17 protein-coding genes are annotated in these 18,345 nt (G+C 65.9%); 3 read left to right on the plus strand and 14 right to left on the minus strand.

All coding sequences use genetic code 11. The features are described from left to right. Positions 1-79: 79 nt before the first annotated feature. The gene (locus VF617_RS01025; protein WP_331012995.1) at positions 80-1,753 is read left to right on the plus strand and encodes a hypothetical protein; all 1,674 of its coding nucleotides are present in this window, start codon (positions 80-82) and stop codon (positions 1,751-1,753) included. A 29-nt stretch (positions 1,754-1,782) separates the two neighbouring features. On the opposite strand, the gene VF617_RS01030 is transcribed toward VF617_RS01025, so the two are convergent. The 8 genes from VF617_RS01030 to VF617_RS01065 form a co-directional block, all read right to left on the minus strand. Further along, positions 1,783-2,727 carry a PilZ domain-containing protein gene (locus VF617_RS01030; protein WP_331012996.1) on the minus strand — a complete coding sequence of 315 codons (945 nt, stop codon included), beginning with the start codon at positions 2,725-2,727 and terminating at the stop codon, positions 1,783-1,785. Positions 2,728-2,797: 70 nt separating this feature from the next. Then, entirely contained in the window at positions 2,798-3,466 is a 669-nt protein-coding gene (locus VF617_RS01035) for a glutathione S-transferase family protein (protein WP_331012997.1), read from the minus strand. Positions 3,467-3,469: 3 nt separating this feature from the next. Next, entirely contained in the window at positions 3,470-4,411 is a 942-nt protein-coding gene (locus tag VF617_RS01040) for a DUF5655 domain-containing protein (RefSeq protein ID WP_331012998.1), read from the minus strand. Further along, on the minus strand, positions 4,411-4,926 hold the full coding sequence (gene moaC, locus VF617_RS01045; protein ID WP_331013012.1) for a cyclic pyranopterin monophosphate synthase MoaC: 516 nt from the start codon (positions 4,924-4,926) through the stop codon (positions 4,411-4,413). Before moaC ends, VF617_RS01040 begins: the two co-directional genes overlap by 1 nt. A gap of 49 nt (positions 4,927-4,975) precedes the next feature. Then, positions 4,976-5,752 (minus strand): indole-3-glycerol phosphate synthase TrpC, encoded by a 777-nt coding sequence (trpC, locus tag VF617_RS01050; RefSeq protein WP_414713927.1) that lies wholly within the window; start codon positions 5,750-5,752, stop codon positions 4,976-4,978. 9 nt (positions 5,753-5,761) lie between these two features. Beyond that, entirely contained in the window at positions 5,762-6,754 is a 993-nt protein-coding gene (gene trpD / locus VF617_RS01055; RefSeq protein WP_331013000.1) for an anthranilate phosphoribosyltransferase, read from the minus strand. Next, a complete protein-coding gene (locus tag VF617_RS01060; RefSeq protein WP_331013001.1) occupies positions 6,751-7,335 on the minus strand; it encodes an aminodeoxychorismate/anthranilate synthase component II in 585 nt (194 codons plus the stop codon). Before VF617_RS01060 ends, trpD begins: the two co-directional genes overlap by 4 nt. A gap of 9 nt (positions 7,336-7,344) precedes the next feature. Continuing rightward, positions 7,345-8,073: a phosphodiester glycosidase family protein gene (locus tag VF617_RS01065; protein ID WP_331013002.1), complete on the minus strand. Its 729-nt coding sequence runs from the start codon at positions 8,071-8,073 to the stop codon at positions 7,345-7,347. A 148-nt stretch (positions 8,074-8,221) separates the two neighbouring features. Between VF617_RS01065 and VF617_RS01070 the strand changes: the two genes are divergently transcribed. Then, positions 8,222-8,629 (plus strand): hypothetical protein, encoded by a 408-nt coding sequence (locus tag VF617_RS01070; RefSeq protein ID WP_331013003.1) that lies wholly within the window; start codon positions 8,222-8,224, stop codon positions 8,627-8,629. 31 nt (positions 8,630-8,660) lie between these two features. Here the strand turns inward: VF617_RS01070 and VF617_RS01075 are convergent, their stop codons facing one another. After that, complete coding sequence (locus tag VF617_RS01075; RefSeq protein ID WP_331013013.1) at positions 8,661-10,145, minus strand: anthranilate synthase component I family protein; 1,485 nt, start codon at positions 10,143-10,145, stop codon at positions 8,661-8,663. 10 nt (positions 10,146-10,155) lie between these two features. Continuing rightward, positions 10,156-12,093 (minus strand): peptidylprolyl isomerase, encoded by a 1,938-nt coding sequence (locus VF617_RS01080; protein WP_331013004.1) that lies wholly within the window; start codon positions 12,091-12,093, stop codon positions 10,156-10,158. 118 nt (positions 12,094-12,211) lie between these two features. Here VF617_RS01080 and tpiA point away from each other — a divergent pair, with 118 nt between their 5' ends. Next, a complete protein-coding gene (gene tpiA / locus VF617_RS01085) occupies positions 12,212-12,949 on the plus strand; it encodes a triose-phosphate isomerase (protein ID WP_331013005.1) in 738 nt (245 codons plus the stop codon). Between the two features lie 25 nt (positions 12,950-12,974). Here tpiA and VF617_RS01090 read toward each other — a convergent pair whose 3' ends face one another. The 4 genes from VF617_RS01090 to rimO form a co-directional block, all read right to left on the minus strand. Next, positions 12,975-14,369: a leucyl aminopeptidase family protein gene (locus tag VF617_RS01090; RefSeq protein WP_331013006.1), complete on the minus strand. Its 1,395-nt coding sequence runs from the start codon at positions 14,367-14,369 to the stop codon at positions 12,975-12,977. Between the two features lie 32 nt (positions 14,370-14,401). Next, positions 14,402-15,307, minus strand: a complete 906-nt coding sequence (locus VF617_RS01095; RefSeq protein ID WP_331013007.1) for a hypothetical protein — start codon at positions 15,305-15,307, stop codon at positions 14,402-14,404. A 1-nt stretch (position 15,308) separates the two neighbouring features. Beyond that, complete coding sequence (locus tag VF617_RS01100) at positions 15,309-16,700, minus strand: serine hydrolase domain-containing protein (RefSeq protein WP_331013008.1); 1,392 nt, start codon at positions 16,698-16,700, stop codon at positions 15,309-15,311. A 96-nt stretch (positions 16,701-16,796) separates the two neighbouring features. Continuing rightward, entirely contained in the window at positions 16,797-18,125 is a 1,329-nt protein-coding gene (rimO, locus tag VF617_RS01105; protein WP_331013009.1) for a 30S ribosomal protein S12 methylthiotransferase RimO, read from the minus strand. Positions 18,126-18,345 lie beyond the last annotated feature (220 nt).

Genomic DNA, 18,345 nt, shown 5'->3' on the forward strand with positions numbered 1-18,345 from the left:
AGGGAAACCGTCCTTCGATGCCTCAGCTTGACCCTTCCCCCGCCCGATACCATCGTCGTGCAAAGACTCGGGAAAGACCATGCGAGATATCTGGTTCGTCGATTCTCCCGATGCGCGGGCATTTCATCTGTTCGATGACTGTCCCGCACTGGACCAGGCCGTCCAGGAGGTGTTTTCCGAACGGATCCCCGGTCTCGCTCGCATCGTCCAGACCGACTGGTATGACCTCTACCCGTGCGAGCGATGCCGCCAGCGGGTCGATGCCGAGGAAGGCAACACGGAGTGGGAAGACCGGCTCGAAGCGACGGCGCGGCGCGCCGGCCCCGCGATCTCCGCGCTGCTCGGCGGCGAGAGGCCGACCGCCGCGATGCTGCGCGGTGTCAAGCCGTTGCGCATCCTCGAGCGCAGCAACTCGGCGCTGGACATCTACACCGACCGGTTCGAGATCACGCGCCCTGGCCTCTGGGGCGAAGGCGAAACGTGGGTCATGCCCTTTGCGGACATCTACGAACTTCGCAAGGTGACCTGGGTCCCGATGCTGCGAAAACAGGGAATCGAAATCGATTTCGAGGTGGACGGCGAACGCTTCACCAACCGCTTCGACCTGGACCTCAGCGATTCTCCGGACACACTGCTCGACCAACTCGACGGGCTGATCCTCGAAAGCAACGAAGGCGCGGCCACGGCGGGGGCCGAGCGCTCACGAAAAGCCGAGCCAAAGGCACAGCCCGTGCCGGTCCCGCCCGAGCCGGCGCCGGTGCCCGTCAAGCGACCGCCGAAGGCCTCCGCTGCTTCGCTCAAGCGGCGGCGCGGGTCGACGAAGGCCGAAGAGGAAGAGCCGATGCCAGACGAGCCGCCTCCCGCCGAAGACCCGCCAGCCGATGAGACCGAGCGCGAACAGCTCGGCCGGCTGTTTCGCGACGCGCAGGGCTTGGGTTCCCCAATCTACGACGGAGATTCCGGCGCGGACCTTACCGGCTTGCCTTTGTGCGGCGATGATTTTGCCGATTTTGTCTTGAATAGCTGCGACGATCCAGAATCCCGCAAGCAGCTGGCCGCGCGGCTGGCGGAGGCCGCCGCTTTCAATCGCATGATGGCCGAAGAGAACGCCAATCCTCTCGTCAAGCCCAAGCGGTGGGTTAAGATGGTTGTCACGATTGCTGGCTGCGATGGCGAAACCGATTCGATCGACACGGGCGGACCCGGCAAGGGGGCCGGCGGCGGGGGCGGGCTCGGCCCCAGACCGGGGCCGATTGAGCCTGGGCCAGGACGGGGACCGGATCAGAAGGCGCCGAAGATAGGGCCACGGCCTGAGCCACCGTCAAAGCAGCCCATCGCACCCGAGGAAGAGAAGAGGCTCAGGGAGTGGCTCGCGAAGATGTTCCCCTACATGGATATGGAGAATATCGTCATCACGGGGTCGCGTGGGGGCCAGAACTGCCTTGCATGCACCATGGGGCTGAAGGACCGCCTCTGGGAGAACAACATGTCGCCGGATCAACTCGCCGCCCTCTCCAAGCGCGAAGGTTGGATCGACGACCCCCACGGAGACGTGGAGATGGCCGTTTGGACCAATGAATTCGGCGTTCAGCACGTCTCCCGATATCTCGGCAACGGATGGCATGAGAGCAAAATGGGGCGCGCCGGCCCCCGCGTGATCCACACCGATACCGACCTGATGGGAAGCATCCTGTATCGGAACGTCTGGATCACCGAGTTCAGGAGGGGTCGAGTCGTTCCTCCCCCGAAATAGGTAATTCCTGCATCCGACCCATTGGGCGTCTAGGCTGCCGCGCCGTCGGAGATCAGGTCAAGCTCGTTGGGCCTCAGCGGCAAGCGGAACTCGCACAGATATCGATGATCATCGCGCTCGATAACCGAAGCGGGCGCTCCGCCGATATGGGGCAGCGCGATCCACAGCGAGGCGCCGGATTCGAAGGGGGCGCGGGTCTCGAACTCCACCAGTTGCGACGTAAGGCCGCGGAGCTGGACGTTCCACCAGCGCACGCCTTCTCGGACGCGGGCAGGGGCGTCGAGCTTGATCGCATGCGCCTCCGGGATCAGCCCCGGAGCGGGAAACATGCCCGAGCGGATCGGATGTGCGGGCGTCTGTTGCACCTGGCGCAGCCACGGCATCAGGACCTGCCACGGGAGCGGATCGGCGAAGCTGATGCCCGCCTGTCCATCGCTCGCCCATTTGATCGCCCCGTCCATGGGGCGCAGGCCATCGAAGCTGATCTGGACCGGATCGCCGGGCAGCAGCACACGCTCGCTTTCGATGGAAGCGCCGCCTTGTGAGAGATTGCGGCTGCGCGTGAATTCGACTGCGCCCTTGTGGTGGAGGCTCACGGTCTGATGCAGCTCGATGCGGGGCATCTCGCGGCGTTCGGCGGGCAGGCTGGCCAGCGTGCGCGCAAGCGCGCCGACCACATCGACGGGATCGTCGAATACGAACCCGGCAGTGTCGGATGCCGCCCAGGCGACCGCCCCGCCCAGGCTCTGGCCGCTGGACAGCGTCAGCGCGAGGGGTTCGCCTTCCTGCAATATCGTGGCGTGGTTCAGCGTGGCGCCCGCCGCATTCAGCTTGCGGATCGCGCATCCGTGCGAGGCGCCCGCGCCCGTCAGTGTTGCGGCATCGAGCTCGGCATGGCCGAGCGCGATCGGCTCGGCAGCCGGCGGATCGCTCGCCAGACTGAAGATCGTGGAGGACGCAAGCCCTTGTCGCATAGCCAAAAAATCCCACCCGCCTGAGCGCGACTGTGTGCCTGGGGGCTGAAGGGCGCGTTAAGCGACGCGGTTAATCGCGGTCGGGTGCGCCCAACGGAAAATACGCGCGATAGGGGCGGGCTTCATCGACCGCGCGGGCAACGCTGGGGCGGGCGAGGAGGCGGGCGCGATAGGCCCTGAGATGCGCGAATCTCGCGGGAATCCCATAGGCCCAGTCGGCGTAGAAGAGCGAAGGGGCGGCGGCGCAATCGGCAAGGCTGAAGCCGTCCGCCGCGGCCCATTCGCGCCCATCCTCTTCACGTAGGGCCATGCGCGCGTCGAGCCAGGCATAGGATTTGTCGAGCGCGGCGTGGACTCCCTCGGCGACGTAAGGGTCGCGCTTCTCCTCGGGACGGAGCGCATTGGTCACCAGCGGCTGCATCGCGTTCATCACATAATTGTCGAAGATACGGTCGAGCATCCGGACCTCGATCGCGGCGTCTGGATCAGAGGGAATTATCGGGACGGGGCCGGGATGGTGAATGTGGAGATGCTCGATGATCGCGCTGGTCTCCACGATGACCTTGCCGCCATCGACCAGGACCGGGAATTTTCCGATCGGCCAGAGGCTGGCCAGCTCGGCGTGGACACCTTCATGCTCGATATGGCGGTATTCGAAGGGCGTGCCGTTCTCGTAAAGCGGGATCAGCACCTTCCAGCAATAGGATGAGAAGGGGTGGGCGAAGAGCCGAAGGGTCATGGCTTAGCCCTGATCATATGCGCGCTGAAACAAGGGCAGCGCCTTGGTCACATCGTCGGTCGTCCGCATGGAAATCTCCAGATCGCCGGTGCCGAAATGACCGATCTTGCGGACATCGCGGGTGAAACCCGGCTCGATCGTAACGCTGGTTGGGTCGAGCTTCACGAACGCCAGAACCACACCCTTTTGCGGGTAGAGTTCCATGCAAACGAAGTTTCGGATGCGCTTGAAAGCATAGTATAAGCTGACCGGCTTTATCTGCACATCGTCTCCCAAGGACGACAGGAAGGTGCTGGCGGCATCCCAGACGTCGCGCAGCGGGGCCGATGCGTTCTGAAGCCGATAGTCAATCCGCTGGCTCTGATACGGGTCGGCGCGTGCTACACTTTCCTCGCCGCCGCCGTCAGTCTCTGTTGCTGGCGCGGGTGCAGACCGCGGAGCCTGCCTCGGCGCGTGGACAAGTTCGATCATCAGATAGTCGCTGTCGAAGCGACGGTAGCGGATCAATTCGATGCTTCGATTGATCTGCTTTACCGCATGCGAATCGTAACGGGTGAAATCGCCTGCGATGCACAGCAAGCGGGGCGAGCTCCAATCGACTTTCGCCGCGATATCCTGGCCAAGCTTGTCGAGCACAAGCCACTGGAAATCCTTGCGATGGTCCATCAGCCAGTCGAGATAGAATAGCCCCTGGTTGATGACATTCTCGTTCATTGCCCGCTTGTATTCGATGATGACGGGCGTGCCGTCCTCATCGATGCCAAGCGTGTCGATGCGACCGCCGTGCACGGGTCCGGTGCTGAATTCGCTTGCAAGGAATCGGATTCCCAGCAGTTTTTCGAGATTGCCCTCAAACAACCGCTGGAGCGATCTTTCAATGATTGCAGTGCTCGGTGTCAGCTCGTGAACGGCATCCCCTAGCCTGAAGAGTTTGATATCGCTCATCAGCTGGCCTCCCAGTTCCCGGATTTGCCGCCCTTTTTCGAGAGCAGGCGGATGTCGCCGATCACCATCGCCTTATCGAGCGCCTTGGCCATGTCGTAGAGCGTGAGGAGGGCGACGGTGGTTGCGGTGAGGGCTTCCATCTCCACGCCCGTCTGGGCCTCGGTGGCGACGGTCGCGGTGACCGTGACGCCGGTTTCGTCGGAAACGAGGTTGATGCTGACGCTGGTCAGCGGGAGGGGGTGGCAGAGCGGGATCAGCTCGGCGGTCTTCTTGGCGGCCATGATGCCGGCGATGCGGGCAGTGGCGAGGACATCGCCTTTCCGGACGCTGCCCGCTGCGATGGCGGCGGCGGCATGGGGGGACATGGTGATCCGGCCGGTGGCTATGGCTTCGCGGGCGGTGACGGGCTTGCCGGCGACATCGACCATATGAGCCGCGCCGGTTTGGTCGAGATGGGTTAAATTCCCCTCCCGCTCGCGGGGGGGGGAAGGGGAGGGACTGTCGGGATTGCTCACCTCTCGTGACATGCCCTCCCCCGACCCCTCCCGCAAGCGGGAGGGGAGATTATCCGATCAACTCGCGGGTGGCGTGTTCCACATCGGCCTGGCGCATCAACGCTTCGCCGATCAGGAAGCAGCGGACGCCGTGTTCGGCCATGGCATCCAGATCGGCGCGGCTGGTTAGGCCGGATTCGGCGACGAAGGTGCAATCGGCGGGGGCGCTGCCGACGAGCTCGTAGGTGCGATCGAACGAGACCGAAAAATCCTTCAGGTTGCGGTTGTTCACCCCGATCAGGCGGGAGCGCAGGCGGAGCGCGCGTTCGAGTTCGTCGGCATCGTGGACTTCGACCAGCACATCCATGCCGAGGCTGAGCGCCACCTCCTCGATCTCGGCCATCTGCGCGTCATCCAGCGCGGCGACGATGATCAGGATCGCGTCCGCGCCGATGCCGCGCGCTTCGATCACCTGCCACGGATCCACCATGAAATCCTTGCGGAGCACTGGCAGCGAACAGACGGCGCGGGCGGCGATCAGATAGTCTTCATGGCCCTGGAAATATTCTTGGTCGGTGAGCACCGAAAGGCAGGCGGCGCCGCCGGCTTCATAAGCGCGGGCATGCGCGGCGGGGTCGAAATCGGCGCGGATCAGGCCCTTGGAAGGGCTCGCTTTCTTGATCTCGGCGATCAGGCCGTAGCCGGAGGCCGCTTTGGCATCGAGCGCGCGGCGGAAGCCACGGGGCGGGGTCTGCGCCATTGCCGCGGCGTGCAAATCGGCCAGGCTGGTCGCGGCCTTGCGCGCAGTGACTTCGGCGCGCTTCGTCGCCAGGATCGTGTCGAGCATCGTGGACATCTAATAAGCGATCCAGCAGTCGAGCAGGGCATTGACAAGGCCCTTGTCGAGCACTTCCGCCGCTTCCTCCGCCCCCTCGCGCAGGTCGGCGGCGTGACCCGCCACCATCAGCGCCGCAGCTGCGTTCAGGAGAACGGCATCGCGATATGCGCCCTTTTCACCCTGGAGCAGCTTGCGCAGGGCAAAGGCGTTCTCCGCCGGATCGCCGCCACGGATGGCGCTTAGCAGGTGGCGGGGCAGGCCGGCATCCTCGGGCGTGATCCGGGTGGGCAGCGTGGCGCAGCCGACATTGACCGCGATGCTGGCCACTTCCGGCGAAAGCTCGTCGAGATTGTCCTCGCCCGCGACCACCGCCGCCGCCTCCGCCCCAAGCTGCTCCAGCGCCTCGGCATAGACCGGCGCATAATCGGCGCGCGCGATGCCGATGAGCTGGCGCGTGACATGCGCGGGGTTGGCGAGCGGGCCCATCAGGTTGAAGATCGTCCGGCGGCCGATGCGACGGCGGATAGGGCCGATCCGGGCGAGCGCGGGATGATGCTTTTGCGCGAACAGGAATGCGATGCCGAGGTCGCCCAGGGTATCTTCCGCGGCGGCAGCGGCGCGATCGAGGTTCAGCCCCAGCGCCTCCAGCGTGTCCGCGGCGCCGGCCCTGGAGGAAGCGGCGCGGTTTCCGTGCTTGGCGACCGGAACACCCGCAGCGGCGACGACCAGGCTTACCGCGGTCGAGACGTTGAGCGTGTGGTGCCCGTCACCCCCGGTGCCGCAGACATCGATCGCGCCCTTAGGGGCAGTGATGGGGATCAGCCGCGACCGCATCGCGCGGGCGGCCTCGGCGATCTCGGTGCTGGTCTCGCCGCGTTCGCTGAGCGCGATCAGGAAGGCGTGGATCTCCGCCTCGGGCGCGGCGCCGTCGAGGATATCCGCGAATGCCTGCGCCGCGCTTTGACGCGCGAGCGGTGAGGCGGGATCGGGAAGGAGCGCGAAGGTGGTCAAGCCAGCGCCTTCACGTCGATCCCAGCCAGCCGCAGGAAATTGGCCAGCATTGCGTGGCCGTGCTCGGTGGCGATGCTTTCGGGGTGGAACTGGACGCCGTGGATCGGCAGCTCGCGGTGGCGGAAGCCCATCACGCTGCCGTCCGAGGCGGTGGCGTTGATCACTAGATCTCCCGGAATGTCGGTGACGATCAGCGAGTGATAGCGCGTGGCGGTGAAAGGCGAGGGGAGTGCTTCGAACAGGCCGGTGCCGTCATGCTCGATCGCGCTGGTCTTGCCGTGCATCAGCCCGCCGCGGACTACCTGGCCGCCGAAATGCTGGCCGATCGCCTGGTGGCCGAGGCAGACGCCGAGCAGCGGTTTCCCGAGGTCGGCGCAGGCGGCGACGAGATCGAGGCTGATGCCGGCTTCGTTCGGTGTGCAGGGGCCGGGGGAGATCAGGAACGCCTGGGCGTTGCTCGCGATCGCCTCGCGCGCCGTGAGCGCGTCGTTGCGGACGACCTGCACCTCCGCGCCCAACTCCATCAGGTAGTGGACGAGGTTCCAGGTGAAGCTGTCATAATTGTCGAGGACGAGGATCATCGCTCGCCGCTAACGCTTCTGGAGCGCCACGACAATCGGCCCGATGGGCACGCCGGGATCGCGGCGGCCCGCGACCGGATCGAACAGCCGCGAAACCGCGCCATCGAAATAGAGCGCGTCAGGGGCGGCGAGCTTGTCACGGAACAATCGGGCGAAGCGGCCGAACGACACCGGCTCGTTGCTGATCGCGAACCAGGCCGAGCCATCGAGCGACACGCCGACCCCGTTGCGGATCTGGAGCGAAGTGCCGTTCTCGCTGATCTGGGGGTGCAGCTTGCCGCGGATCAGCAGCATCGGCCCGCTCTGCGTGGCGAAGCGGACGTGATCGGGCTTCCTCGCGGCGAAATTATCGGTGGTATCGACGTGCCATCCCGCGGTGTCGCTCCAGAATACTCCGTTTGGGAGCAAGTGGAAATTGCCGGGCCCCGGCTTGCGATTGAGCGCGGATTGCTCGGCGCCGTCCTCGACATAATAGCCGATCGCCGCGCCGCTATCGTCGAACATGCCCGCGTTCATCGCGAAGGCGAGGGCGGGATAACGCTCGTCCAGGCGCGCTTCCAGCCCCGCGAAATCGCGCATCGGCTGGCCGTCTTCGCCGCGATTCACCAGAGCGAGGTCGTGAGTCTGCGGCACGGCGTGGCAGACAGTGAAGCGCGAACCTTCGAAGCTGATGTCCTCGCATGCCCTGGCGACGCTTCGTCCCTGGCCGCACGCCGCCAGCGCGATCAATCCAGACATAAGCAGGAGGCGGCGGAACGACGTCATGGCTTCCGACGTAAGAGGGACACCGCCGCAAACAAGGCGCGGCGTGCCTTGGCGCTGCCATGATGCGCCCGCAACGGTGCGGCACGAGGGGCGTTACCACCTCATGTGCAAAGGATTTCCGATGATCGCCAGCCTGTTCGCCGCGACCGCCATGCTGGCCACGCCCGCGTGGGCGCAGGACAAGCCGCAGGATCCGCCCAAGCGCGTGCGCAGCATCCTGCTTTACGGGCAGGAGGAATGCCCGAAGCCCGCGAGCGAGGAAGAGATCGTCGTGTGCGCGAATGCGGGCGAATCGCCCTATCGAATTCCCAAGGCGCTGCGCGATCAGCCCAATGAAGGGGCGGCGGCGCAGGCATGGACCAACCGCGTGGAGACCGTGGAGGAAGTGAACCGGGTCGGGCTGCCGAACAGCTGCTCGCCGGTGGGAATGGGCGGCCAGACGGGGTGCACGCGGCAACTGCTTCAGCAATGGGCGCAGGACCGTGTGAACCGGAGGGCGAAGGCTGCGCGAATCCCGGGGGGGAATTGAGCTCGGGCTCCCTCTCCCAAAGGGAGAGGGACTATTGCCCGAACCCGGCCTCCGCGGCGCTAGCCACGGCCTCGCGCGCCGCCGCGAATAGCGCTCCCGCTTTCGCCTCACATTCGCGCTGCTCGTACGCGGGGTCGCTGTCCGCTACGATGCCGGCGCCGGCCTGGACGTGCATCACGCCGTCTTTCACCAGCGCGGTGCGCAGGACGATGCAGGAATCCATCGAACCGTCCGGCGAGAAATAGCCGACTCCTCCGGCATATGGCCCGCGTGTTTCGGGTTCCAGCTCGGCGATGATCTGGCAGGCGCGGACCTTGGGCGCGCCGCTGACCGTGCCGGCGGGAAAGCCGGCGAACAGCGCGTCGAGCGCGTCGCTGCCAGCCTTCAACTTGCCCACCACGTTCGAGACGATGTGCATGACGTGGCTGTAGAATTCGACCGTATAACTGTCGGTGACGCGGACGCTGCCCGCCTCCGCCGCGCGGCCGACGTCGTTGCGGCCGAGATCGAGCAGCATCAGATGCTCGGCGCGCTCCTTGGGATCGGCGAGCAGGCTGTCGCGATTCTCGGCATCCTCGGCAGCGGTTTTTCCGCGAGGCCGGGTGCCGGCGATCGGCCGGATCGTGACTTCGCCATCGCGCGCGCGGACCAGGATTTCGGGGGAGGAGCCGGTGAGCGCGAAGCCCGGAAGATCGAGGTGATAGAGGAATGGAGAGGGGTTCACCCGGCGCAGTGCGCGGTAGAGCTCGAAGGGTGGGAGCTTGAAGGGGGTGGTGAAGCGCTGGGCGAGCACGACCTGGAAGATGTCGCCGGCCGCAATATACTCCTTCGCCGCGGCGACCATGCCGGCATAGCGGCCGGGGCCTAGCACTGGCGTGAGCTCCACGGGATCGGGCTCCGCGCGGAAGGGCGCGGGCAGCGGCGCGGTGGCGAGGCGCGCCGCGACGATCTCGATCCGTTCGGCCGCGGCATCCACGTCGCCGCCTGGCCAGACCGGCGCGACGAGGAACAGCGCATCGGCTAGCCGATCGAAGATCAGGATCACCGTGGGCCGCACGAACATCATGTCGGGCACCGCGATCGGATTCTCGGGCGGGCGTTCGAGCCGTTCGACCAATCCGACGGTCTCATAGCTGAAATAGCCGACGAGGCAGGCGAGCGCGCGCGGCAGTTCCGCCGGCACGTCCATCCGGCAATCGCCGACCAGGCCGCGCAATGCCTCCAGCGCGGGCTGGGCGCAGGGGCGGAAGGCGTCGCGGCGGTTCAGCCAGTCCGCGTTGATCGCGGCTTCATTGCCGGTGGCGCGGAATACCAGATCGGGGGCGAGACCGATCAGGCTGTGCCGCCCGCGAACCGATCCGCCCTCGACCGATTCGAGCACGAAATCGCCGCGCCCCGGTTCGATCAGCTTGAGCGCGACTGCGACCGGCGTCTCGGTATCGGCGACCTGGCGGCGCCAGAGCAGCGCCGGGCGACCCTTGGCAAGCGCCGCGCGGGCCGCCTCTATGCCCTGGATCACATCACGCTCAGCGCAGGCCCGTGCGAGCCAGATCGTCGCGGAGCTTGCGGATCGCGTCTTCGTTGCGGGTGATCTTCACTTCGCCCCGGATCGCACGGATGAACTGGCGCGCATATTCGGGGCCGATCTGGGGCAGGATGCCCGCTTTGGCCTGGGCCAGCACCGGCGCATTGCCCGCGGCGCTCTGCTCCTGGACGGTGTCGAGATAGACGACGTAATAGCCGATGCGGCCCGCAGCCTCGACCAATTTGGCCTTTTTCGGCGTCATGGCGAAGGCCATCTGGATGAAGTTCTCCTTGCCCTGCGTTTCCGAGCGCTTGAAATCGAACGGCTTGGGCGGCGGGCCCTTGTTGACGCCGGCTTCCGCGAGCGCCTGCGCCATGGGCATGCCCTTTTCGAGCTTGGCGATCATTCCAGCGGCCGCGGCGCGCGCCTTTTTGAGCGCCTGATCGACCAGATAGTCCTTGTTGACGCTGTCGCGGATCTCGGCGAGCGGGCGGGGCGCGGCGGCCACGATACGTTCGAGCGACACCAGGGCCGCAGTCCCGTCGGCCGCGGTCTGAACGAGCTGCGGCTCTTCGCCCGTGCCGCCGAAGCTGAAGCCGGCGCGCAGGATCGGCGCTAGATTGGGATCGGGCTTCACCGCGGGATTGGCAGGATCGATACCCTGTGCAGTGAGCGCCGTGGTGCGCTCGGCGGTGAGCTTGGCATCCTTGATCGTCTCGTCGAAGGTCTTGCCATCGCCGATGCCGTCTTCGACCGATTGACGCAGGTCGGCAAGAGCCTGCGCGGTCTTGCGGCCCGTGATCTCGCTGGCGAGTTCGGCGCGGACTTGATCGAGCGAGCGGGCGGCTATGTTCTCGATCTTGCTCACGCGGAAAACGAACCAGCTTGCACCGATCTTGCTGGGCCCCGCCAGAACGCCCTGCTGCGCGGCAAAGGCGGCCTCGGCGAAGGGTGCGGACACGTCGCGGGCCAGCGTGGCCTTTTCGGCGGCTTCGATCTTGCGGACTTCAAGGCCGGCGGCGCGCGCCGCGGCGTCCAGTGCCGCCGATTTCGCTCCGTTGGCGATCGTCGTGGCAGTCGCCTGGTCGAGAGCGGTGACAAGCTCGACGCTGCGCTTTTGCGCCGCGGAATATTTGCCGCCGGCTTTCTTGTAGGCATCGGCGATCTCGGCTTCGGTCGCAGTCGATTGCGCGCGCAGCAAATCGGGGCGGATCGTAGCAAAGCGGATCACGCGGCGCTCGGGCACCATGTAGCGGGCGCGGTTGCTGTTGTAATAAGCGGCGAGCGTCTTCTCGTCGGGGTTGGCCCCGGGATCCATGGCAATCGTCGAGACCAGGCCCACGATGCCCGTGCGGCGCTCCAAGAGCAGCGAAGCATAGGGCAGCAGCACGCCATCGGGCAGCGTGGGGGCGCCGAGCGTGGCGCGGTTGACGAGCCAGCTGCCATATTTGTCCTTCGTGAGACCGTCTCGGAAAGTCGCCGGAGCCAGGCGGTTTTGCTGGAGGAGGTCCTCAAAGGTCTTCTGGCTGAACTTGCCGTCGAAGCCGAGAAATGCCGGATTGCTCGCGATCTCGCCGTCGATCAGCCGCTTGCTGACCTGCATCCCCGATTGCTGCGCGAATTCGATCATCGCCGCGGAGTTGATCATCTCGTCCACCGCAAGCTCCAGGCCGCCCTGCGCCAGGAACTGCTCCATAGTGAGGGTCTGGCCCTCGCGCTGGGCGTTGCGGATGAAGCGATCGATCCGGTCGCGCACTTCGACGTCAGTGATTTTCGTGTCGCCAATTCGCGCCAGAACCGAGCCCGACGTTCCGCCGGCGGTCGAGCGCAGGCCGGTGATGTCGCCCGCCGCGAATGCGAGCGCGATGATCGCCAGGAAAATGAACACCGCGATGAGGCCGTAACGCGACTTCGTGAAGTTCCGGAAAGATTTGAGCATCTGGGGCCGTTCGCTGGAGACAGGATTGGGGGTGCTTTAGGGCGGTGCGCTGCGCCCATCAAGGTTGCACCGCGCGCGGGGGCCGTTATCGAGTGCCGACATGAATGGGGAGAACAAGATGCGCCGCAAGCTGGTTGCCGGAAACTGGAAGATGCACGGGCTGAAGGCGGACCTGGGCGAAGTGCGCGCGATCGCAGCGGCGGTGCCCGGCAGCGTGGACGCGGCCCTGTGCCTGCCGTTTACGCTGATCGCGTCGGCCGTGGAGGCGGCGGGTGCGCTGCAGATCGGGGCGCAGGACGTGCATGAGGCCGAGAAGGGCGCCCATACCGGCTGCGTCTCGGCGGCGATGTTGGTCGATGCGGGGGCGGGGCTCACAATCGTCGGGCATTCGGAGCGGCGCGCCGACCAGCACGAGACCGACAATCAGGTAAAGGCCAAGGGGGAAGCCGCGCACAAGGCAGGGCTGCGCGTGATCCTGTGCGTCGGCGAGACGCTTGAGGAGCGCGACGCCGGGCGGGCCGAGCAAGTGGTGACGGCCCAGGTCGCGGCTTCGCTGCCGGAGGCGGCATCGGCGGAGTGGCTCGCGCTGGCCTATGAGCCCGTATGGGCGATCGGAACGGGGCGGACGCCGACCGAGGCCGATGTCGCGGCCATGCATGGGGCGATCCGAGCGAAGCTGCGTGAACTGGTCGGCGGCGAGGCCGAGAGGTTGCGGATATTGTATGGCGGCTCAGTCAATGGCGCGAATGCTGCGTCGCTGCTTGGATGCGCCGACGTGGACGGCGCTCTGGTGGGCGGCGCGAGCCTGACGGCCGAGAAGTTCGTACCGATCATCGAGGCGGCGGCTAAGCTCTGATCCTCCCGTCCCGGGAGGATCAGAGCTATTTCCCGTACCGGTCCTTGAGCACCTTCCAGGTCGCCCGCAGGCTCACTGCCTCGGCGCCCTTGGGGCGGCCAGGCTTGGCGCTGCCGTTCCAGCAGAAGATGTCCAGATGCGCCCATTGCGCATTTTCGGGCACGAATTCCTTGAGGAAAAGCGCGGCAGTGAGTGCGCCGCCGAAAGGAGCCTCGGCCGCGTTGACCATGTCGGCAACGTCGGACTTCAGCATTTCCTTGTAGGGCTCATATAGCGGCAGCCGCCACATCGGATCGGCCTCGGTCTCCGCGGCGGCCATCAGCTCCGACGCGAGCGTGTCGTCATTGGCGAACAGCGCCTGGAGATCCGCGCCCAGGGCGACGCGCGCCGCGCCAGTCAGCGTCGCGAAATCCAGGACCAGCTCGGGATTGCCCTCCGCCGCCTTGGTCAGCGCGTCGCCGAGGATCAGGCGACCTTCGGCATCGGTGTTGCTGTTCTCGACCGTGATTCCCTTGCGCGAAATCATCACGTCGCCGGGGCGCGCAGCTTCGCCGTTGATGGAATTTTCTACTGCCGGGACCAGCATGTGGAGCCGAACCGGCAGGCGATATTGCATGACGAGTTCGGCCAGCGCGAGCGCGTGCGCCGCTCCGCCCATGTCCTTCTTCATCAGCCGCATGCCCGAGGCGGGCTTGATATCGAGGCCGCCGGTATCGAAGCACACGCCCTTGCCGATGATCGCGATGCGCGGATGCTCCGGATTTCCCCATTCGATCTCGATCAGCCGGGGCTCGCGGCCCTTGCCGGCCGCCTTGCCGACAGCCCAGAGCATCCCGTAGCCCTTTTCGACCTCCGCGCCCTTCACTACAGTGAGCGTCGCGCCGTAGGCCTTGGCGAGTTCGGCGGCAGCGGCTTCGAGGTCGGCGGGACCCATGTCGTTCGCGCCGGTATTGATCCGGTCGCGGAGCTTGAAGGTCACCGCGGCCATGCGGACCGCTTCTTCCATCTTCACCGGATCGCCACTCAGCAAGACGCGGTCGCCGGCCGGCTTTTCGGGCTTCTTCTTGTAGCGGTTATACTGATATTGCGCGGCGATCCAGCCATAGGCGGCCTTGCCGGGATCCTGGCCTTCCACCCGGTATGCACCCTCGGGCAGTGTCTCGGCGAGCCTGGCGAGGCACCAGGGCGAGAGGCGATCGACATTGGCGACGACGCTGACCACCGACCAGTCCTCGGGGCCGTCGCCCGGCAGGATGGCGCTGGAATAGGCCTTGGGCGCCAGCTTCTGCGCCTGTGCGGCAGTGCGGTGGCGCGGTGGCTGTGCGGCGAGCCACGCATCGAAGCCCTTGGAGTCGATCAGGTGGATGGAGCGGGCGGTCTGCCCCTTGTCGGGCTGGATCAGCATATTGGGGTCAGGCATGGGGGTGATCTAGGGATGCGCGGCGCGCAGGGCTAGCCCGCGGCGCGGATTTTCGGCGCACAGGCGGCGAGCGCCTTGTCGATCATGAACATCAAGCGGTTTCGCATGTCGGCGAGTCCCTGCGCCGAAAGGCCGCGGTCCTGCGTCTCGAAATTGAGATAGTCATAGCCGCGCAGCACCGAATAATTGGAAAGCGAACCATCGCTGGTGACGACGCGTTCCTGCACCACGTTGAAATCGAGCGCTACAAGGCTGTCGCGGCAATAGGCCGCGCTGGGCGGCTGCCCGGTGCGATAAGTGGTGAAGGCGACGCTGTCGTCATCGTCCCACGGCCAGGCGCGGGCCCGGGATGGACTGGGGGTCAGCGTGTCGTCACAGAATCGGATCGAGATCACGCCGCGCCCGATCGGATCGGACTGGTTGCAGCGCGATTCGCTCGAATCGAAGCCCTGGGAATTGGTGTGCAGCGCGATGATCGGCGCGCCGCGATCGGCGAGCACGGTGCGCGCATAGAAGGGCAAGGCATCGTCGAAGGCGCGATTGGGATCGATCGGGCGGCCATAATCCACAGCACGGTTCATCCGCGTGCCGTCGGCGCCGGGCGCGATCCCGGAATCGACCGCGACGATGCTCCCGCCATATTTGCGGACTGCGGCGAGCGCCGCCTCGAACCCGCCGTTTTCGCTGTCATGCGGCACGAACCATAGCGGCCCGTCGCGGGAAGAGGCGATACGCCACAACCGCCACGCAGCGCGCTCCTGGCGGAATTCCACGCGGCTGACCTTCAGGCCCTTCCATTCGGCGGGATCGCGGTGGCGAGCGAAGTCATCGTCCTGCACGGTGAGCGGATCGACGCGCGTTACCTGGGCGCCCGAGGGCGGCGCGGCGCTTGACAGAATCAGCCAGACGAGGCCGGCCAGAAGCGGCGGGCGCAGCATTTCAGCCTGCCGGAGTGATGAAGAACTGCTCGATCTTCCCGTCGCGGCCGGGATCGGCATACGTGACCACCACAAGCGAGCGGCCGGGATAGGCGATCCGATAGTTGCGGTTGACGAAACCGCCGCGCAGCCGCGGACCGCCGAGCGGCTCGAAGCTGGTTGGCGCGCCGAGCGGGGCGAGGCTGTCGCGATAATCGCGCACGGTCTCCTCGTTGAAATAATAGGCTGCATTTTCGGTCAGCATGCCGCGGTCGGGCTCGCCCTTTTGAAGCGCTGCGTAGAAATCGCGGGCAAGACTGGTGCGGTGGGCCTCATCGCTGCTCGCCGAGGCGGTGGGCAGAAGCAGGTTCAGGATGCCGCTGGCGATGTTCGAATGGGCGTTGCCGAAATCGCCATTCACCAGCGACACGACCGCGAGGCGCGCATCGGGAATTACGATGTTCTGGCTGAGAAAACCCACGGCCGCGCCGCCATGACTGACCTGCTTGTATTCGCCGCGCTGGCCGAGCGTGACGCCCAGGCCGTAATTGCTGGGGCTGCCGTCAGCGAGCTTGACCATACGCTCCTGCTCGATCCAGTCCTCGGCAGGGAGCAGTTTGCGCTCGATCCGCGCGATGTTCCACTTGGCGAGATCTGTGGCGGACATGGCGAGCTCGCCGGTGGCGAACATCCAGTCGGCGCCGGGGATGATCGCCGGGCGGACGGGGCCGAGCGCGTTGCGCCGATAGCCCGTGACCGATCCCTTCCCGACCGCGAGGTCCTGATCGATGGGACGGATGCCGAGCGGCTTGAAGAGCTTGCGGTCGAGATAGGCGAGGATCGGCTCGCCCGCGACCTTCTCCAGGATCATACCGGCGACGGTGTAGCCGGTGTTCGAATACTGCCACGCCGTGCCGGGGGCGAAGTCGAGCGGCTTCTTCGCCCAGCGATCGACGATCGCCTGTGGCGTCGCGGGGCGCTCCATCGCAGCGAAGCTGTAATCCTGCGGCCAATAATCCTGAAGGCCTGCGGTGTGGCTGAGCAACTGGCGGATCGTGACGGTCGCGCCGCCGGATACGCCGGGAAGGTATTTGCCGATCGTGTCGTCGAGGCTCAGCTTGCCTTCATCCTCGAGCAGCAGCAGCCCCGCAGCGGTGAATTGCTTGGAGATAGAGGCGATCTGATAGCGGGCATCCGAGGTTGGTGCCGCGATGTGGGGCCCCTGCTCGCCATAGGCCCTCGCGAATACGATCTTCCCGTCGCGCACGATGGCGATCGAGGCCGAGGGGACTTGGGTGGACGCGAGGGCATCGGCGACGATCTTGTCGACCTTCGCGCTCTCGTCCGCAGTGAGCGGCTGGGCGGCGGCAGGCGCGGCGAAGAGCAGGGCTGCGGCGAGGATATTGCGGAACATCGGGCCTCCGGGATTTGATCCCCGGATCATAGGGAGCGCGCAGCGCCGCGTCACCCCGGGCTTGGCCGAAGGTTATACCCCAGCTAAGCAATCGGGTCAGGTGAGCGGAACGCCGTAAAGATCGTGCTCGTCCGCCTCCTCGATTTCGACCCGGACGATATCGCCCTGCTTCAGATGCCCCGCGTCGCGGAGGTGGACTTCGCCGTCGATCTCGGGCGCGTCCGCTTGTGAGCGGCCCGTTGCGCCTTCGCCTTCGACCGTGTCGATGATGACTTCCAGCGTGCGGCCAACCTTGCTCTGGAGCTTGGCGGCCGAGATCGCGGCGGTCCTTTCCATCACGCGGGCGTAGCGCTCTTCCTTCACTTCCTCAGGCACATGACCTTCGAAGGCATTGGCCTGCGCGCCCTCTACGGGCTCGAAGCGGAAGGCGCCGACGCGGTCGAGCTGCGCTTCGTCGAGCCAATCGAGCAGATACTGGAAATCCTCTTCGGTCTCGCCGGGGAATCCCACGACGAACGAGCTGCGGATCGTGATGTCCGGGCAGATCGCGCGCCAGCTCTTCAGGCGTTCGAGGACCTTCGCCTCGTTGGCCGGCCGCTTCATCGAGCGAAGGATGCGCGGGGAGGCGTGCTGGAACGGGATGTCGAGATAGGGGAGCACCAGCCCCTCGGCCATCAGCGGGATGACCTGATCGACATGCGGATAGGGGTAGACGTAATGCAAGCGCACCCAGGGCGCGATCTTGCCGAGCTCGCGGGCGAGGTCGGTCATGTGGGGGACGACAAGTTCCCCCTTCCACATGCGCGGCTCCCGCCGGATGTCCACGCCATAGGCCGAAGTGTCCTGGCTGATGACCAGCAGCTCCTTCGTGCCCGCTTCGACCAATTTCTCGGCCTCGCGCAGGATCGCGTCGGGCCGGCGGCTGACAAGGTCGCCGCGGATCGAGGGGATGATGCAAAAGGCGCAGCGGTGGTTGCAGCCCTCCGAAATCTTCAAATAGCTGTAGTGCCGAGGCGTAAGCTTGAGCCCACCTTCCGGGACAAGATTGAGGAATGCGTTCGGTGGCATCGGCGCCGCCTGGTGCACCGCGCCGACTACTTCCTCATATTGATGCGCACCGGTGACCGCGAGCACGTTAGGGAAGCGCGCGCGGATGATCTCGGCTTCCTTGCCGAAACATCCGGTGACGATGACGCGGCCGTTCTCGGCAATCGCCTCGCCGATCGCTTCGAGCGATTCTTCCTTGGCGCTGTCGAGGAAGCCGCAGGTGTTGACCAGCACGACGTCCGCGCCCGCATAATCTGGGGACATCGCATAGCCGTCGCTGCGCAGCTTGGTGAGGATCCGTTCGCTATCGACCAAATTCTTGGGACAGCCGAGCGACACCATCCCCACGCGGGGGGCTTCAGGGAATTTGGTTGCCATGATTGCCCGCGCACATAGGCTTTTTGCAGGAAATTGCCAGCCGGGCAGTTCGCGATCGACGCGGGCCATTGGCTGGCGGCGCTGCTCGCGATGGCGCTGGTGCTGATCTGTTGAGCTAGTGTCTGTTTGAGTTAGACGGCACCAGCCCGCTCCCCCACCCGGCCACCCATCCAGCATGATCCTGTGGGTGGCCGGGTGGGGGAGCGGGCGGGTGCCGCTT

Origin of the sequence: Sphingomonas sp., from assembly GCF_036388215.1 — a bacterium.
In the GTDB taxonomy this organism is placed as follows: Bacteria; Pseudomonadota; Alphaproteobacteria; order Sphingomonadales; family Sphingomonadaceae; genus Sphingomonas.

Coding starts and splice junctions, on each gene's coding strand:
- VF617_RS01080 (WP_331013004.1), bottom strand. CDS start 12,093: ATGCTCAAATCTTTCCGGAACTTCACGAAGTCGCGTTACGGCCTCATC.
- trpC (WP_414713927.1), bottom strand. CDS start 5,752: ATGCTCGACACGATCCTGGCGACGAAGCGCGCCGAAGTCACTGCGCGC.
- VF617_RS01030 (WP_331012996.1), bottom strand. CDS start 2,727: ATGCGACAAGGGCTTGCGTCCTCCACGATCTTCAGTCTGGCGAGCGAT.
- VF617_RS01040 (WP_331012998.1), bottom strand. CDS start 4,411: ATGAGCGATATCAAACTCTTCAGGCTAGGGGATGCCGTTCACGAGCTG.
- VF617_RS01100 (WP_331013008.1), bottom strand. CDS start 16,700: ATGTTCCGCAATATCCTCGCCGCAGCCCTGCTCTTCGCCGCGCCTGCC.
- VF617_RS01070 (WP_331013003.1), top strand. CDS start 8,222: ATGATCGCCAGCCTGTTCGCCGCGACCGCCATGCTGGCCACGCCCGCG.
- VF617_RS01065 (WP_331013002.1), bottom strand. CDS start 8,073: ATGTCTGGATTGATCGCGCTGGCGGCGTGCGGCCAGGGACGAAGCGTC.
- VF617_RS01060 (WP_331013001.1), bottom strand. CDS start 7,335: ATGATCCTCGTCCTCGACAATTATGACAGCTTCACCTGGAACCTCGTC.
- tpiA (WP_331013005.1), top strand. CDS start 12,212: ATGCGCCGCAAGCTGGTTGCCGGAAACTGGAAGATGCACGGGCTGAAG.
- rimO (WP_331013009.1), bottom strand. CDS start 18,125: ATGGCAACCAAATTCCCTGAAGCCCCCCGCGTGGGGATGGTGTCGCTC.
- VF617_RS01090 (WP_331013006.1), bottom strand. CDS start 14,369: ATGCCTGACCCCAATATGCTGATCCAGCCCGACAAGGGGCAGACCGCC.
- VF617_RS01035 (WP_331012997.1), bottom strand. CDS start 3,466: ATGACCCTTCGGCTCTTCGCCCACCCCTTCTCATCCTATTGCTGGAAG.
- VF617_RS01025 (WP_331012995.1), top strand. CDS start 80: ATGCGAGATATCTGGTTCGTCGATTCTCCCGATGCGCGGGCATTTCAT.
- VF617_RS01095 (WP_331013007.1), bottom strand. CDS start 15,307: ATGCTGCGCCCGCCGCTTCTGGCCGGCCTCGTCTGGCTGATTCTGTCA.